Genomic DNA, 17,177 nt, shown 5'->3' with positions numbered 1-17,177 from the left:
CTAATTAAGGACTTATCATGTATTTGAGAACAATTGCTGCCAATGTATTCCTGATCACGACATGTTTTATGTCTCAAAGCAATGCCGCCATTCAAGCACAAGCGAGTCGCGTCATTTATGATGCTTCAGCAAAGGCTGCGACACTGTCACTCAAAAACAATGCAGATAAACCCTATATGGTGCAAAGTTGGTTAGAAGCCGGCAAAACGACAAATGGTGATACGAAAGTACCCTTTGTCGTTACTCCTCCTCTGGTCAAAATCGAACCACAAAAAGAATCGACATTACGATTTATTTATTCAGGTACTGGTTTAGCGACTGATCGTGAAAGCCAATTCTGGATCAATATTCAAGAGATTCCACCAAAGCCAGAAGAAGAAAATATCTTACAGCTGGCTGTGCGCACTAAAATAAAACTGTTTTATCGTCCAAAACAAGTCAATGTGCAACTCGAAGATGCCATCAAGAAAGTACGCTGGTCTGTTCAAGGTAATAGTTTAAAGCTTGAAAATAACAGTCCGCTATTTATCACAATCGGTGACTTAAGACTAGGAAGTCAAACTGGGCCTATTACCCAGATGCAAGTGGATATGGTTGCACCCTATGAGTCGATTACCGTACTGAGTAATTTACCAGCAAACACTAAAACCATTGCATACACCTACCTTAATGAATATGGAGGAAATATTGAAATGCCTCCTGTCCAATTGGATTAGTTGATCACTCAATATGTACTCTTCACGCTTATTATTAACAGCGGTACTGAAGTATTCAGTGCTCTCGATCTGTATCGCCAATACATTGTCAGTTTCTCATGCAGAGAACACTGCGTTTAATACTGACTTTTTAAAAGATAAGACTGATCTCGTCGCTGTTGATGCATTAAACTATGGTTATACAATTGAACCAGGTACATATGAGTTCGCTGTTTCTATTAATAATCAATATATTGGTAAACGTCCTATTCATTTTTCAAAAAATCAAGACAATCAAGTTGAGCCTTGTCTTGACCAAGCTTTTATAGATGAATACAAAATTTTATTTTCTTCAGCAGAACAGAAAAAAATCAATGCTCAAGGTTGTTATGATCTCAGTGTCATTCCTAATGCCCAAGTCAATCCACAGATTGGCGAACAAAAATTAAATATTACCCTGCCCCAAGTCAACGTATCACAAAATCCACGCGGTTTCGTTTCACCTGTTGAATTTGACCAAGGTATTCACGCAGTAATTTTAAACTACTCAGCCAACACCAGTTATTTTCAAAACCGTAATGAGAGTGATCGCTACAATAACTCATTGTTTTTAAATGGTGGTTTTAATATTGGTCCTTGGCGCTATCGTAATAACACCAATTTTACTCAATATTCAGGACAAAATAGTCACTGGCAAAGTGTATCGAATAAACTTGAGCGTGATTTCCAGACCAAACTTCCAACGCGTTTAGAAATTGGTGACAGTTTTAGCAACAGTGATGTATTTGATAGTTTTAACTTTAGAGGGATCCAGCTCAGTAGCGATAGCATGCAGCTCCCGAGCAGTTTACAAAACTATGCACCGACCATTCATGGTACTGCTCAAAGTAATGCTACTGTCGAAATTCGACAAAATGGTTATATCGTCTATAGCACCAATGTTGCAGCTGGTCATTTCACTATTCGTGATTTATATGCCGCAAATGATAGCGGTGACTTAGAAGTTAGTGTGATTGAAAGTGATGGTCGCGTTCGAAAGTTCATTCAACCGTACTCTTCTGTACCGAATATGGTTCGCCCACAGCAATCTAAGTTCCAATTTACTGCAGGACAATACCGTAGTGGTAACGACCAAAATTATCATCCATATTTTGGTCAGCTCACCTATGCATATGGTGTTAATAACTTTGTGACACCTTATACTGGAATCATCGCGGCAGAAGATTACTATTCAGGTGCAGCAGGACTCGCATTTTCACTGGGTAGTTTTGGTGCCTTATCTACTGATCTCACCTATGCAAATAATAAAACTGCTCAAGGAGACAGTAAAGATGGGGTCAGTGTTCGCTTTCTTTATGCGAAATCACTTAACTCAATCGGAACTAACTTTCGTTTAGTGGGTTATCGTTATTCGAGTAAAGACTATTATAGCTTTAGTGATGCAATGCAAGAACGTGCACAATACAAAGATGGTCTTTATCAATATGACTATCAAGCAGACAACCTCAATAATGAAGCGCAATTAAGTGAAGAACAACGTCGTCGTTATTTCTACTCACCAACCTATTACAACAAACGTAATCAATTTAGCGTTTCGATTAATCAGGAATTAGGTGACTACGGACAGTTATATTTAACTTTAGCCAAAACTGACTTTTGGCAAGCAGAGTTTAATCAAGAAAACTGGCAAGTAGGTTATAACAAGAGTTTTAGACGTTTTAGTTATGGTATGTATTATCAGCATAGCAAGTCGATGCTACACAATGACGAAAACATCTTCGGTGTAAATTTCACTTTTAATTTAGATCGTGTTGCAGCCTTGAAAAAGTATGATCTCATGAGCAATACCAATTATCAGCATTCTGATCGCTTTGGTGAGAACATGAATAGTGCTTTATCGGGTAGCTTCCTTGAAGATAAAAACCTAAGTGCGCAAATTCAAGTCAGTCACCAAGAACAAGGTAATAACAATCAAATTGCGTTGAATACTAACTATCGTGGTACAAAATTCAACTCATCTTTAGGTTATACCTATGCAGACCAATACCAACAAGCATCAGCGTCTATCGATGGGGGTATTTTGATCCATTCCGATGGCGTTGTTTTCGGTCAACAGATGTATGGTAATCCAATCTTGGTTGAAGCAAAGGGTGCGCAGGGTGTTCGTCTTGAAAACCAAACTGGTCTTAAAGTCGATCGTTCTGGCTACGCAGTCATCAGTAGCAGTAGTGCCTATAATCGTAATCGTGTCGCTTTACGAGCAGAAGATTTCGGTCAGAATATGAATATTGATAGCCCAGTCGCCAACGATGTTGTACCAACCAAAAATGCGGTTGTTAAAGTTAAATTTGATGTAAAAACAGGTCATAGTGTATTAGCAAACTTAAGCTATCAAGATAAATTTGTTGCTACCGCTGCTTCTATTTTGGACCCTGAAACGCAAAAAAGTGTCGGCCTCGTCGGTTTAGACGGACAGGCTTATTTAACAGGTGTGCAATCTGAACAAGTATTGATTGCAAAATGGGGCGATGAATCATTTGAGCAATGTCAATTTACATTACCCAAATTGAGTAATCGTGAAATGGGCTACGACGAAATCAATAGCAGCTGCCATGCTGTAGAGGAACATTAATATGTCCGCAGTAAAGTTTTTACTTCTACAATCTTGTTTACTCTTGGCTTTAAGTCTAGTTGGAATACAAAGTAGCTGGGCGCTACGTTGCCTTCAAGGTGGGCTCTCTAGCACAAATTTTGATATCGACAAAGCACAGAATACTTCAAATACCACCAATGTTGGTACCATTCGCGTCACCAACTCCAACCAAGCTGCGGGCACGATGTTATGGCAATCACCCACTTACAACACTACATTTACCTGTTACGACGACTATAAAACCAACGCAACTGAACAAGCCTATTTGTACCCTGATGATAATGCCAGCACATTAAGTAATGCCTTCAAAGGTACCAACCTTGTCGTGGGTATTTTATATAATGGCAGAGAAAATCCGATTGAAAATAACTCGACCAAAATCGCCACAGGCCAAACTGCTTTAGATAGTGCTGATCGATCTACAGCCATCGAAAACTGTCGAAAAATAAATAAGCAGAATTTACTGGCAACAAATCGCTGTGCGACGCCTAAAACCATTAATGTGAGTTATTCTCTTTATATTAAATCGCGTGGTACGGGCAGCAATTACACTAGCGCGAGCAAAAGCTTTACAGCCTTTCAGCTCGATGGTGCAGGCGGTCGAAACAGTAATGGTAACTTCCAAGAAAAATTATCCAATGTTCAAGTCAACTACGTAGATTGTGTTCCAACGTTCACTACTCAAAATGTTGATTTAGGCAAATACTATTCTTATCAAGAGATCAACAAAGTCTTAAGACGTACCCCATTTACCCTTGACGTCAAAATTGCAGGTAAGGATTGCGCTTCATCAGGTTTTGCAGGGCGATTTACCTCAAATCAAGCGATTGATAATACAACCTTGACTGCTTCTGAAAGTAATATGAAAAATAACGTTGGGATTCGTATCTATGAAGAGAATCAAACTACACCTATCGAGTTAGGTAAGACCATTGATTTTGGAATACAACGCAACAACATAGTGAGCAAACGCCTTGAAGCTGGCGTACTGTTCTTAAAAAAACCACAAGCGGGTGCTTTTAGTTCAACATTAAATTATGAGGTCTGGTTGAAGTAATACAGCTGAGTAAGCCAGTTATTTTTAATGCAGCACCTTATGTATATCGTTGGGTACTTGATATGACTATGGGCAAGATTTGGCTTTTAAAAACTAAATGAATTCGACTCACGATCCTTTTTCATTACAAAAAAGCCCTGATCTTTTGATCAAGGCTTTATCATTAAAACATGGCTCAGTTGTTACAGCAGCTATAACTTAAACATGTCCAGCTTCAGAAAGTGTTTTGTCTTTGGTTTCAGGCGCCCAAAGGATTGAAACGACTAAACCTATGACCAATATCGCCACCAAACATAATAAGGTGTTGGTTGTACCTATATTTAACAGTGCGACAGGCAATAAGAAAGTACTCATCGCTGATGCAATTCGACTAAATGCGATGGCTAAACCCACCCCCGTTGCGCGTATCTCAGTTGGAAAACTTTCAGCGGGAAAGACCCCTACTAAATTACTCACGGCTGATAGGGTCAATGTGAATATAGAAAATGCCAAGATTGAAATAGCCACCATCGAACTTGGAAACAACGCTAAAGCCAACAGACTGAGCGCCAATACTGCAAAAGAACTAATTAAAAATCCTCGACGTGTGGCTTTATGGGTTAAATAGATTCCCACCACAGCACCCACGATCAGAAAAACATTCAGCATCAGATCCGTTGTCGAATTTTGACTTAATCCCATGGCTTGGAGTATTTGCGGTAAGAATGTATAGATTGCAAAATACGGCATTACAATACAAGCAAAGAATACACAGTTGAAAATCGTTCTCTTAATATATTCTTTACCAAATAGTGTCAAAAACGATGCTTTTTTCTCTGTGCTCTGTACATCATCAATATAAACATTTTCTCCAAAATGTTTTTTCAAAATCTGATCTGCTTCAGCTTTACGTCCTTTAAGCATTAACCACCGTGCAGACTCTGGTGTACCGATACGAGCAATCATAATCATCGCTGCCGGTATAGCAGATGAAGCTAACATCCATTTCCAAGCAATATCTGCTGGCATAATCTTAGAAAGCCAATATCCTACAAATGTTGCTGCGACATATCCAACAGTCCAAACAACACTAAACGATGACAATAAAACACCACGATGTTTTTTAGGAGAATACTCTGATAAAAGAGCATGCCCCACGCTAAAATCACCTCCGAGCCCAATCCCAATAATAATACGTAAGATAAATAAGCTCAGTGCAGTTTCTACAAATAACTGTAAGGCACTTGCTACGGTAATTACGATAAAACTTATGGTAAAGACTAATTTTCTGCCAATAATATCGGCCAGCCAACCAAAAAACATACTTCCAAAGAACAAGCCCAATAATGCAGAGCTGCCAATCAGCCCTTGCCAAAATGGTGTTAAACCAAGTTGGGGTGCCAATAATGTGAGTGCAAATCCAATAATACCTATGGCATAACCATCGGTAAAATGTGCGCCTAAAGTGATTCCAGCAAACTTAATATGAAATTTATTTAAAGGCACATCATCTAAAACAATTCTTGGGGTATTACTCATCTACCTACTCCCTTCATACTGTATATTCTTATTATTTTTTCCATTAAAAAGGAGAGTTTAGGACTCTCCTCACTCATGCTATAGCAACTGATCTATCGTGATCGAGCTTCACGAGGAATTCGTTTCCCCGCTGTATAGTCATTAATCAAATCACAAGGCGTATAATTACGTTCCAGTTCAAAAATTTCATCGCTACTGAGCTGCATATTTAAAGCCTGCAATGCACTATCAAACTGTTCCTTAGTATCTGCACCGACCAACATTGAACTTACTTCGGGTTTGTTCAGCACCCAAGCTTGTGCAATTTGAGCTGAAGAACAATTTCTCAGCTGAGCAATACTCGATACCGAATGTGCGATCTCTAATGAAGTTTTGTCGCTGTACATTTCAGCTGTAAAAAAATCAGTCTTATTACGCGTAGATTGGAAATCATTGGCCAACAAGCCTCGTGCTAAAGGACTAAATACAGAGATCCCTAAGCCTTGATCCATACAAAATGGAATCATTTCTCGTTCTTCTTCACGATAAGCACAGTTGAGTTGAAGCTGCATGTTAATCGGTTTAACCAGATTATATCGCTCACAGACTTGCAATATTTTTGCAAGCTGCCAAGTGTACATGGTTGATACTCCGATATATCTTGCTTTTCCTGCTTTAACAATGTCATGCATCGCTAACATCGTTTCTTCAATTGGCGTATGAACATCATAAAAATGCAGCATATAAATATCGACATAATCCATATTCATACGGGTCAGCGAGGCATCGATTGATTTCATGATGTGCTTACGCGAATGACCGGTGTCATTAATATTGTCACTCATGGCATAGCCAACTTTAGTGGTAATCACTAAGTCATCACGCTTGCCAATACGATTAAGCACATTGCAGACCACACGCTCACCTTCACCTTGTGAATAGAAGTCTGCCAAATCAATAAAGTTCACCCCATGATCTAATGCATGCGCAATAATCGGCTCACTTTCTTTTTCATCAAAAATCCATGGTTTCCATTGCTTCGAACCCATATTCATCGTGCCGAGGCATAGACGAGAAACTTTAAGACCTGATTGGCCTAATTGAACATATTGCATGTATAAAATCCCTTTTAAATTTTAGTATTCGCCAAAGCTAACCCAAACGGATTTCACTTTTGTATAAGATGCCAACGAGTGGTTTGCCATTTCTTTGCCCCACCCACTTTGTTTAAATCCACCGAATGGACTGCTCAATCCATAACAACCGTAGCGGTTGATAAACAGCATGCCAGCATCAATTTTTTCTGCGACTTGATGGGCCAGTGATATATTTGAGGTATAAATTCCAGCAGCTAATCCATAGGCAGTGTCATTTGCGATATCAACTGCTTCTTCAACTGTAGAAAAGGCAATACAACAAAGAACAGGCCCAAAGATTTCTTCCTGAGCGATGCGAGCTTTAGGATCGACTTTAGAAAAAATTGTTGGTCGAATGAAAAAGCCTTGGGCATTATCCCCTTCAATATCACGATAACCACCAGCAACTAACTCAGCTTCTTGTTTACCAATTTCAATGTATTGCATGATTTTATTGAATTGAGCTTCGTTACACTGCGGACCTTGTTGAGCATTGAGATCGAAAGGTGAACCACACTGCACTGCATTGGCCTTTTCAACTAAACGCGCGACAACATAATCGTAAATAGAATCATGAATAATAAAACGAGTTGGTTCTGAACATTTCTCGCCCTTGCAAGAGAACATCACCTCAAAAGCTCGATCAATCGAGGCATCGAGGGCGGGTGTATCTTCAAAGAAGACACAGGGAGATTTCCCGCCCAACTCCAAAGTTGTCGTTTTTAAATTTGATTGCCCAGCATTGGCAATAATTTTACGACCTACATCTGTACTTCCAGTAAATGAAACTTTATGTACGTTTTCACTTAAAGTGAGTTGATTTGCATGTATACCATTGGTCAACAGTAGGTTAATTAAACCTTCAGGCAAATTTAAATGCTCATCAATTAACTCCATCAAAAATATCGCTGTTAAAGGCGTATATTCAGAAGGTTTTAAAATCACAGGATTTCCCATAGCCAATGCTGGAGCGATTTTGAGGCTAGCTTGATATAAAGGGAAGTTCCAAGGCGCAATTAATCCACAAACACCAATAGGTTCTCTAGTGGTAAAGTTTAAGAAACCATCTTCAACAGGACAGTTTTCGCCATAAAACTTATCAACCCATCCAGCATAATAATCAAAGATATCGGCACAAGTTGGGATATCACCATCATAGGATTCGCTATACAACTTGCCATTGGGTAATGATTCTAAAACTGCGAGTTTCTCTTGATTATCGCGAATTAACTGAGCAATCGCTTTGAGAATATTTGCTCTTTCAGTGCGGGAGGTTTTGGCCCAGAGCTTAGTTTCGTGAAGATGATTTGCATGGATTGCCATCTGTTCAATCTGAGCGGCACTTGCCATTTCAAACTGGCAAAGAACCTGATTATTTGCAGGGTTATTCACCTTCCAAGAATCACCGCTATCGCCTTGCACCCAACTTCCGTTCATATATTGCAGCTTTGGCATTGCCAACCAATCCGTTGCCCACTGCAAAGTTTTTTCTAAATTATGTGCCATGACGGCGACTCCCTAGACGCATTTTCCAATAAATATCTGAGTTCAGATTAATTCTTAGGATTATTTTTGCAAACGACAAAAACTCCATGTCACTAAACATTAATTCCCTTGTGAGCTTCGAATAAACGCTCTAATCTGATCTAAATTTCCATTATATTTTTTATAGATATTTGAGGCTTCGGCATAACCGAGCTGTTTAGAAAGTTGAACCATCGTGGGGATTATGGACTCAAGATTTTTAAGATTTTGTGCTGTATTTGGTTGCAAACCAATAATGCAATGTTCTGAGAATGTTTGTATTGCATCCATGATTAAATGCATAGCATCGAATAACTGAGTGGCAACGAATGTTTGCCAAGGTGAATAATCTAACTCATCGTGCATTTGGGTGATTTGAATACTGTGACAAAGTCCAATGACGTGAAAAGCTGTTTGAATGACGTATTCTGGTATATTGGGATTTATTTTACCTGGCATTGCCGATGATCCCTGCTGAACAGCAGGAAGTATTAATTCTTTAAAACCAGTTTCAGGACCTGATGACATGAGTCGTAAGTCTTTCGCGATTTTAATTAAGGTCGATGAAAACTGACTTAAACCACTTGCAAACCTAATCAAAACATCATTATTTTGTGATGCTTCAAATAAATTATCTACTCTAAATAATTGCGTATTTTGAGTAACACCCGATAACTGGTACAAAATATTTTCATAAAATTCAGCAGAACAATCCCCTGGTCTACCGATAATATTTCCACCTAGATTAATACCATGTAATTCATTTACATTATGCTGTAGCTCTTTTAAATGACGAGAAATAGAATATAAATAGCCTTCAAACATCTGACCAAAACTAATCTCAACAGCATCTTGCAAGCATGTTCTAGATATTTTCTTTTCAGTACCGTATTGCAAAATAAAACCATTAATCGATTGTTCTAAATGATGAATAGATTGCTTTAATTTTTCCCACATTTTAATCACAGTGATATGAATCGATGTTTTGATGACATCACTTGTAGAATTATTAAGATTGATATGATTATTTGGATGAATCGGAGAGTACGTTCCATAAGGGCGATCAAAATATAATTGATTGGCGAGGTTCGCAATTACCTCATTGAGATTCATATTGATTCCCACACCGCCACCACCATGGTAAGCATGAATACGGAAATAATGCTGTGCAGAAGTAGTAAGTTCATCGAGCAAGTTGTCGATCACTGCAGTGATTGCTTCTGCATTAGATGGACTTAATTCATTGTTTTTAAAGTTTGTTAAGGCACATGCTTTTTTTAACTGCAACAAGGACTGTAAAAATAAAGGGTAATCTCCTAATGTCTTAACATGTGCTGTCGGATAAGTATTTAAAGTTCGCTGTGTTTGACTTCCATATGCAGCTTCAGTTTCTATTTCAACATAACCCAGTAAATCCTGTTCTTTTCTCATTTTCCAACTCAATAACATAAACTTAAACTGATATATGCTATAGCGGTGGTATTTGAGCAAATGATTTTAATTCTGATGTCATGGACAAAGTTTCAGCATAGCCAACTCATGAACATCACATACTATTTGTATCTCTAACAGCATACTTGTGTGGTAATCTGCGCAAATAACATTACTCTTTGGGATATCTAAATAAAATTATTCTATAAGGTGGTTAAAATTTGGATGTGATTACCCTAAGGAGGGGATATGAGTTTTCCATCACTGAATTCGCTACGTGCATTCTATATTGTAGGAAAGCACCTAAGTTTTAATAAAGCAGCACAACATCTTAATGTGACCAGCAGTGCAATAAGCAAACAAGTAAAAAGATTAGAAGATATACTCGGTGCCCCTTTATTACTCAGAGACCAACAAAGTATTCAGTTAACTCCCAAGGGTGTTCTGCTTTATCATCAATTAGATGAGTCTTTTAAGATTATTGAAAATGCAGTTGAGAGTTTTAACCACTCTAATATCAACACCAAACTCAATATACTTTGTGCACCCACCTATGCGAATCGTTGGCTGATCCCTCAATTACTTTCTTTTCAGCAAAAAAACCCAAGGTTACATTTAACGATACATTCACATGCTGAACCTGAATTTATTTATGATGCTGAAATTAGGTTTGGAATCAAAGAAAAATCACGCTTTGAAAGCCAACTTCTGACCAAAGAAAGTTTTATTGCCGTGTGTGCGCCTGAATTGCTACAGCGAGCAAAAAATCTTGCAGATGAAACCAAAAATTTTCTTCATATTGCTTACCAAGGGGGCCGTTTATCCATTTGGGAAAAATGGTTAGAAGGTAGTCATATTCAAATCGATCTCAAACACATTAAGCAATCAGGCATTGAGCTTTATACATTAGATCAGGTAATTACTGCCGCAAAAGCAGGAATGGGATTTGCAGTAGTCGATCAAAGAATGATTTTAAAAGAACTTAAAAATGGTTCATTACTGCAATTTCACCCTCACCAAGTCGAAAGTGATTACGGCTACTGGCTCGACATACACCCTGAAAAAGTAGGTTTATCGAAATTAATCGACTTAACAAAATGGTTGCAAGAGATCCATGTTGCTAAACCAAGTGAATAAGACCGTCATCTATATGAGTATGATTCATCTTTTTTATATTCGTCAGCTGCTTATTGTTAATTTTTAACTTGAAGAGATCATACACAATCGTCAAACGATCAAAACCTGTCGATTGTGCATGATGTCATTTAATCGCGTTTTTAAATCACAACCCTATGACTTTTCACTTCGATCACACTCAACTTAAAAGTTATAGATAAATGCTAGATTCAGCATTTTATTCCACCGATTGTCATCACCTGCCGCAAGTGAACTCGATGTACCTCCTATAAATGGGTCATTTTTACTGAGGATATATTCAGTATACATAGAGAGGTTTTTATAATCCCAAGCCACACCTGCAATATGACGTTCAGAGTCTTGCTGAGTGTTTTTATTTTTATCATATTTACTGTAAACCAAATAAGGTGAAATATTTAAACCCTCTTTAACCTGCTTAAACGTATAACGTGCATCTGCTGTATAAAAATTACCTTTGTTGGCTAACTCGTACTCTGTATCAAATGCGCCGATGGTCGAATGATCAGGATGATCTGGATCTTTATTATCAATCGATAAATTACCTCCAGTGAGCATGAGGCTTGCATTTTTATATTGCATCTGACTAAACAGTGCCCATGCTTTGCGTGAACCTTGCTGATGACTGGTTTTATTATCAATCTCTGAATACCAGTAGCTTCCACCTAAAGATGCTTTAAAGTCATCGAATGTTAAAAAATTAAGATCTTGATGAACACGTATGAACCACATATTTTTTTCATCTAAATCTGTTTTCGTAGCATCGGAACTGCTTATAAAGTTTGCAGTATATCGTGCAGCATCTGAACTTTTACCTTTATAGTGACCACCATCTTGAGCAAAATATGCTAAATCAACCTTTGTTGCTTCAGCAAATTCAACGTGATAGTTAATCCCTAAATTTAAAGCATCCTGTAAACCGATGGTGTTATTAATACTGGCATAAAAACTACTGTCCCAAAATCGTCCCGGACCAAATGGAATCGGCTGTAATCCCACTGTAAGCTGATCTGTACTGTTTAGTTTATAGCCTGCATAGCCATACACTAAGGTAGAGAAATCACACAAAGTATCATACTGATAACAACGATATTCAGCTTTAGCAAACCATTCTGGAGATTCATAGCCTATACGAAAAATACCTGCATCAAATTTTAGCTTTCGATTATTAGAGACTGATTCTCCAAAGTGTTTATCCTGATAATTACCGCGTAAAGTTCCCGAAAATGTTACAGCGCCTGCAGTACTTTGTGCATCGCCAATTTGAATCTCTGCAAATGTAGAATAGGACAAACTACTAATTACAAACCCCAAACACAATTTAAAACATCTAGTTTTCATTTTATATCCCTATCGAAATAGCTTAAAGCAAATCACCTTAAGGTGAGTAATGGCCAGATCTTCCTTATTTGCCTTTGCTATAGACTTTAATTACATGATGCTCTTTCAATTTATTTTTTATTTAAAATAAATTCTCTGAGAACACGTATCGAAAAGCAGAGTCTCATAAATATTTATTTGTTAGAAGGGAAATAAAATACCAACTCACAGACTTTTTTTCTTCTCTATTAAAGATCTTTATCCTTTGATTCTAATAAGTTGATTAGAACTTAAATATTAAAACAACAGTGAATATGCACTAGTGTATGAAAACATACAGCACGCACTCAAACAAAAATAATAATTTTGTTAATTTTCAGTTAGTTAAATATGGCACAAATTCTGCTATCCAATAACCTCTTTATATTATTACGGGCTATATTCATGTTTGCTAGAACTAAAGCAAAACAACTCATATTTAAATCAGGGGCTGCTTTTTTATTATCTTTATACAGTATTTATACGCATGCTGAACTTACAGGTAATGTGGGTGTCGTAAGTGATTATTATGCGCGTGGTCTCGATCAGACTGGTGGCGTAAGTGTTCAAGGAAGTATTGATTATCGACATAGCTCTGGGTTTTATCTGGGAAGTTTTGCTTCTAATGTCAAATGGTATGATAAAACTGGTGATGGTCAATTTGACAGTGATGTGGAATGGGATTTCTATAGTGGCTATGCAAATAAACTCAGTGAAAATCTAGGCTATGATGTTGGGGTGTATTTTTTAAATTATCCAAATCAAACTAAATTTAATACCGTAGAGTTTTATGCATCAAGCCAATATAAAATCGATAGCAAACTGCCTACAAATCTAAGTGCCAAAATCAACTACACAAATGATCGTAATGCCTATCTTCCAGATCCTAAAAATCAGGATGAATCGGCATGGTATATCACCACTCAGGCAGATATTCAGTTAAAACCTGATCTAATACTCACACCACAAATCGGTTTCGCTTTTGGTGATACTTTTGATCAACAACGTGTTGGTGGCATGAAAGAGTTTGTCAATTATTCACTTGCATTGACCAAGTCCTTTGACCACGGTTTCTCAGCTAAATTTTCTTATGTGGGTACAAATTTGGATGGTCATGATCAGAAAGTCATCTTAGGTTTAAATAAATCGTTCTCCTTTTAATGATCATAGCCCAAAAGTAGCTCACTCCCTGTGAGCTACTCGGTTTTTTAATTTTTATAACCATGCATGACGTTCAGGTTGAGCATCATTTAAATAATAATTACCCACTATATAATATTTCCAGCGTACAGGATCGTGTAGGGTATGCGTACGTGCATTTCGCCAATGACGATCCAGATTATGCTCTGCGAGTGTCGAGCGAGTTCCAGCTAGTTCAAATAATTTATTGCTGGCCAATATCGCGATTTCAGTGGTCAAAATTTTAGCTTGTGCAACTAAAATAGATGCCTTAGCCGAATTTTCTTCGGATTGTTCTTTAATCGCGATATCAACCTGATCCGCTGCCAAATCTAATACAGCCTCAGCCGCTTGCAAACGTGTTTTTAAATCACCTATCGCTGCGATGGTGAAGTGGTCTTCTGTTGCTTTATCTTGTTTAGCATCAATCCAAGGACGCGTATATTGCTGCACATAACGAATGGTTTCTTCGATTGCACCACGTGCCAGACCAGCATCAATAGCTGCTTGTAAAATTTGTGAAATAGCCCCTGTTGGCGTTGGGTTTTCAAAAGATTTAACAGGAACAACGTACTGCGCAGGAATACGTAGATTTTCAATCGTAATCGTACCACTCGCTGTGGTTTTTTGCCCAAAACTAGACCAGTCATTAATCACGGTTAGACCTTGTGTTTCACGAGGTGTAATCGCTAAATACGCATTCCCCTCATCATCAACCGTTACAATCGGCACCCAGTGTGCAAGCAATGCTCCGGTAGAAAAGAACTTTTTCCCATTCACGATATAATCATCGCCATCTTTTTTGATTTTTGTTTGAAAGTCAGCAACATTCTTATTGCCAATTTCTGAGAACGCATTGCCAAAACGAATGCCCTTAAGTGCCAAATCATAAAAGAATTTTTTCTGTAACTCCGATGCATCAAAGATTAGGGTATCTAAAATAGCAACATGATTTTGTGGAATCTGTCCTAACGATCCATCTACAGAGGAGATGATTTTAAAAACTTCAACTACCGTCCGATATGAAGCTTCAATACCGTTATATGCTTTAGGTACTCGAATTGCCCATAAACCACTTTGAGAATATTCATTTAACTCACTCACAGGCAGTAGACGTTTTTGATCTCTCTCTGAAGCGCCTGCTTTAAATTTTTCTGCTAACTGCTTTGCAATCTCTATGGCTTCCTGTTCACTTTGAATTTTATATGCTGCATCAGTTGGCGGTTGCTGTATGAATGGATCAAGATTTAAATTACTCATGGAAATTTCCTCCGATATTTTATAAAAGGTATGGCTTTTGGATTTAATGAATAGTTAAATCCATCAACTGAATAGACTTAGTCAGATGGATTGCATAAGCCATGCCAATTTCAACCATTTGATTTAATTATATTTATTATTAAACAATATACTTATAATGCTTTTTTTCTGATAAAAATGGTGATTTGGTGTTGGTGGGCAAACATCCCGAGAAAAACTTTAATATTTCTAATTATTTAAAATAATACAGTTCCTTTAAAAACATAACTGCAATGCAAAGTGTTGATATGACAACACCTGATAAACATCAAAAAGCCATATTAAAACATTACACCTCATGCTTTAAAAACTTAAGTCACTGAATTTTAACATTTATTTTTATGGCATGAATTATGCTCTAAGTATTCTATCTTTCGAAATTCAGAATGCTGAAAAGAATAGCCGATACCCATGTTGAAAATTGAACACCTTTATAAAAGCTATGCACATACAACCGCAGAATCTATCCCGATCCTTAAGGATATCAACCTTTGTGTGCCTAAAAAATCTATAGCTGCTGTACTGGGTCCAAGTGGTTCGGGTAAATCCACTTTATCCAAATGCGTCAATTTATTAGAGCGTCCAAGCTCAGGCAATATTAAAATAGATGACCTCGATTTAACGCATTTATCAGAACAGGATTTAAGAGTTCATCGCCGAAATATCGGTACAATTTTTCAGTCCTCCTCGTTGTTAAGCCTTAGAACTGTTGCTGAAAATGTCGCATTACCGTTACGTTATCTTGGCGTAACTGATCAAAATATTAAGACCCGTGTTAGTGAGTTACTTGATAATGTTGGCTTACTCGATCGTGCAAACCATTATCCTGACCAGCTTTCAGGTGGACAGAAACAACGGGTAGGTATTGCTCGGGCACTGGCATTGAAGCCTAAAATATTACTTGCAGATGAAGCAACATCTGGTCTTGATCCCGAATCAACAACCGCAATTTTAAATCTTATTCATCGTTTAAAAAACGAACTTGAACTCTCTGTCGTACTGATTACCCATGAAATGGATGTGGTTCGTCAAATTGCTGATCAGGTTTATGTATTAAATACAGGTGAAATTGTTGAGCAAGGCTCTCTACACGATTTAATCCTTAACCCGCAGTCGATTATTGGCAAACAATTATTGCCTCTCAATCGACCTCAAAATATTCCTACAGGATTATCTTTACTTGAGGTTCGATATCAACATCATCCTGATCAACATAACTACTGGATGAGCAATTTATCTGAACATTTGCAACATGGAGTTCAGCTCATTTCTGCAAATATTGAAGAAATTTCTGGATTAACAATCGCTCGGGCCTTAATCGGCATCCCCGCCATTAAAACAAATAATGCTATAAATTTTCTGAATAATAACAAAATCTTATCCATGCAAGAACCTCATATTCCCTGTTAATCAACAGCGCGCATTATCGATATCCAAAGTTTTTAAAACGGGATTTATCCATCACCCAATCTAATATGCAATGTGAATTCCATGAGTGAAAATCGTTTACCAGAAATTAAGTTTGATCAAAACACACCTTGGTCTGATGTCCCTGAAATGCCATTGCCTGCATATATGGAAACATGGGCAATGGTCGGTATTGTCATGTTTTTTGTATTAATTATCGGTGGCATCCTTGGGGTTTTACTCTTTAATACTTCAGAAAAAGGTTTATTTCCCAATAGACCCTTACAACACGGTTTAAACACCGTAGTGAATATTGGGCGCTCATTACCCTTTTTGGTTTTAATGGCCGCGATTATTCCTTTTACCAAATGGCTCATGGGCACAACGATTGGTATTGCAGCGGCAATTGTTCCGATGACCATAGCAGGAATCCCCTTTTTTGCTCGCTTAGTTGAAAATTCGATTCGTGAGCTTCCTGAAGACGTTATTGCCGTGGGCCGTGTTTCAGGGGGATCAAATCTGCAAATTATTCAAAGCATACAACTCTCAGAAGCCCTTCCTAGCCTGATTTCTGCGGCAACACTGAACACGATTGCCATGATCGAATACTCAGCCATCGCAGGAACAATCGGTGCAGGTGGGATTGGTTATTTAGCTGTCGTTTACGGCTATCAACGATTTGATCATCACATCATGATCGCCACCATTATTACCTTAATTATCACCATTCAAGTTGTTCAATTTATTGGAAATAAATTTAGTTTATGGGTCAGTAGACCGTAATC

13 protein-coding genes are annotated in these 17,177 nt (G+C 37.8%); 7 read left to right on the top strand and 6 right to left on the bottom strand.

The features are described 5' to 3' along the window. The first annotated feature begins 17 nt into the window (after positions 1-17). The 3 genes from Aru01_RS04935 to Aru01_RS04925 are packed head-to-tail and all read left to right on the top strand — an operon-like array spanning position 18 to position 4,405. A complete protein-coding gene (locus tag Aru01_RS04935) occupies positions 18-716 on the top strand; it encodes a fimbrial biogenesis chaperone (RefSeq protein WP_016657855.1) in 699 nt (232 codons plus the stop codon). A 13-nt stretch (positions 717-729) separates the two neighbouring features. Next, complete coding sequence (locus tag Aru01_RS04930; protein WP_016657856.1) at positions 730-3,327, top strand: fimbria/pilus outer membrane usher protein; 2,598 nt, start codon at positions 730-732, stop codon at positions 3,325-3,327. A gap of 1 nt (position 3,328) precedes the next feature. Then, complete coding sequence (locus Aru01_RS04925; RefSeq protein ID WP_016657857.1) at positions 3,329-4,405, top strand: fimbrial protein; 1,077 nt, start codon at positions 3,329-3,331, stop codon at positions 4,403-4,405. Positions 4,406-4,603: 198 nt separating this feature from the next. Here the strand turns inward: Aru01_RS04925 and Aru01_RS04920 are convergent, their stop codons facing one another. The 4 genes from Aru01_RS04920 to Aru01_RS04905 all read right to left on the bottom strand — a co-directional run bounded on the left by Aru01_RS04920 (position 4,604) and on the right by Aru01_RS04905 (position 9,993). After that, positions 4,604-5,923 (bottom strand): MFS transporter, encoded by a 1,320-nt coding sequence (locus tag Aru01_RS04920; protein ID WP_016657858.1) that lies wholly within the window; start codon positions 5,921-5,923, stop codon positions 4,604-4,606. Positions 5,924-6,015: 92 nt separating this feature from the next. After that, a complete protein-coding gene (locus Aru01_RS04915; RefSeq protein ID WP_016657859.1) occupies positions 6,016-7,017 on the bottom strand; it encodes an aldo/keto reductase in 1,002 nt (333 codons plus the stop codon). A gap of 21 nt (positions 7,018-7,038) precedes the next feature. Next, positions 7,039-8,544, bottom strand: a complete 1,506-nt coding sequence (locus tag Aru01_RS04910) for an aldehyde dehydrogenase family protein (protein WP_016657860.1) — start codon at positions 8,542-8,544, stop codon at positions 7,039-7,041. Positions 8,545-8,643: 99 nt separating this feature from the next. Continuing rightward, positions 8,644-9,993 (bottom strand): lyase family protein, encoded by a 1,350-nt coding sequence (locus Aru01_RS04905; protein WP_016657862.1) that lies wholly within the window; start codon positions 9,991-9,993, stop codon positions 8,644-8,646. A gap of 249 nt (positions 9,994-10,242) precedes the next feature. Here Aru01_RS04905 and Aru01_RS04900 point away from each other — a divergent pair, with 249 nt between their 5' ends. Beyond that, positions 10,243-11,130: a LysR family transcriptional regulator gene (locus tag Aru01_RS04900; RefSeq protein ID WP_016657863.1), complete on the top strand. Its 888-nt coding sequence runs from the start codon at positions 10,243-10,245 to the stop codon at positions 11,128-11,130. 183 nt (positions 11,131-11,313) lie between these two features. Here Aru01_RS04900 and Aru01_RS04895 read toward each other — a convergent pair whose 3' ends face one another. After that, a complete protein-coding gene (locus tag Aru01_RS04895; RefSeq protein ID WP_016657864.1) occupies positions 11,314-12,489 on the bottom strand; it encodes a hypothetical protein in 1,176 nt (391 codons plus the stop codon). Positions 12,490-12,912: 423 nt separating this feature from the next. On the opposite strand from Aru01_RS04895, the gene Aru01_RS04890 reads away from it, so the two are divergent. Further along, positions 12,913-13,668 (top strand): TorF family putative porin, encoded by a 756-nt coding sequence (locus Aru01_RS04890; protein WP_155758003.1) that lies wholly within the window; start codon positions 12,913-12,915, stop codon positions 13,666-13,668. Between the two features lie 54 nt (positions 13,669-13,722). Here the strand turns inward: Aru01_RS04890 and Aru01_RS04885 are convergent, their stop codons facing one another. Continuing rightward, complete coding sequence (locus Aru01_RS04885; RefSeq protein WP_016657866.1) at positions 13,723-14,946, bottom strand: SfnB family sulfur acquisition oxidoreductase; 1,224 nt, start codon at positions 14,944-14,946, stop codon at positions 13,723-13,725. A 450-nt stretch (positions 14,947-15,396) separates the two neighbouring features. On the opposite strand from Aru01_RS04885, the gene Aru01_RS04880 reads away from it, so the two are divergent. After that, on the top strand, positions 15,397-16,395 hold the full coding sequence (locus Aru01_RS04880; protein ID WP_016657867.1) for a methionine ABC transporter ATP-binding protein: 999 nt from the start codon (positions 15,397-15,399) through the stop codon (positions 16,393-16,395). A gap of 81 nt (positions 16,396-16,476) precedes the next feature. Beyond that, positions 16,477-17,175, top strand: coding sequence for a methionine ABC transporter permease (locus tag Aru01_RS04875; RefSeq protein ID WP_016657868.1), 699 nt, complete (start codon positions 16,477-16,479; stop codon positions 17,173-17,175). Positions 17,176-17,177: the final 2 nt, after the last annotated feature.

Origin of the sequence: Acinetobacter rudis (assembly GCF_000829675.1) — a bacterium.
Taxonomy (GTDB): domain Bacteria; phylum Pseudomonadota; class Gammaproteobacteria; order Pseudomonadales; family Moraxellaceae; genus Acinetobacter; species Acinetobacter rudis.
This window is presented reverse-complemented; position numbering and strand designations above follow the sequence as displayed.

Excerpts from the sequence above, each read along its gene's own strand:
- Aru01_RS04935 (WP_016657855.1), top strand. The coding sequence starts at position 18 with ATGTATTTGAGAACAATTGCTGCCAATGTATTCCTGATCACGACATGT.
- Aru01_RS04930 (WP_016657856.1), top strand. The coding sequence starts at position 730 with ATGTACTCTTCACGCTTATTATTAACAGCGGTACTGAAGTATTCAGTG.
- Aru01_RS04925 (WP_016657857.1), top strand. The coding sequence starts at position 3,329 with ATGTCCGCAGTAAAGTTTTTACTTCTACAATCTTGTTTACTCTTGGCT.
- Aru01_RS04920 (WP_016657858.1), bottom strand. The coding sequence starts at position 5,923 with ATGAGTAATACCCCAAGAATTGTTTTAGATGATGTGCCTTTAAATAAA.
- Aru01_RS04915 (WP_016657859.1), bottom strand. The coding sequence starts at position 7,017 with ATGCAATATGTTCAATTAGGCCAATCAGGTCTTAAAGTTTCTCGTCTA.
- Aru01_RS04910 (WP_016657860.1), bottom strand. The coding sequence starts at position 8,544 with ATGGCACATAATTTAGAAAAAACTTTGCAGTGGGCAACGGATTGGTTG.
- Aru01_RS04905 (WP_016657862.1), bottom strand. The coding sequence starts at position 9,993 with ATGAGAAAAGAACAGGATTTACTGGGTTATGTTGAAATAGAAACTGAA.
- Aru01_RS04900 (WP_016657863.1), top strand. The coding sequence starts at position 10,243 with ATGAGTTTTCCATCACTGAATTCGCTACGTGCATTCTATATTGTAGGA.
- Aru01_RS04895 (WP_016657864.1), bottom strand. The coding sequence starts at position 12,489 with ATGAAAACTAGATGTTTTAAATTGTGTTTGGGGTTTGTAATTAGTAGT.
- Aru01_RS04890 (WP_155758003.1), top strand. The coding sequence starts at position 12,913 with ATGTTTGCTAGAACTAAAGCAAAACAACTCATATTTAAATCAGGGGCT.
- Aru01_RS04885 (WP_016657866.1), bottom strand. The coding sequence starts at position 14,946 with ATGAGTAATTTAAATCTTGATCCATTCATACAGCAACCGCCAACTGAT.
- Aru01_RS04880 (WP_016657867.1), top strand. The coding sequence starts at position 15,397 with ATGTTGAAAATTGAACACCTTTATAAAAGCTATGCACATACAACCGCA.
- Aru01_RS04875 (WP_016657868.1), top strand. The coding sequence starts at position 16,477 with ATGAGTGAAAATCGTTTACCAGAAATTAAGTTTGATCAAAACACACCT.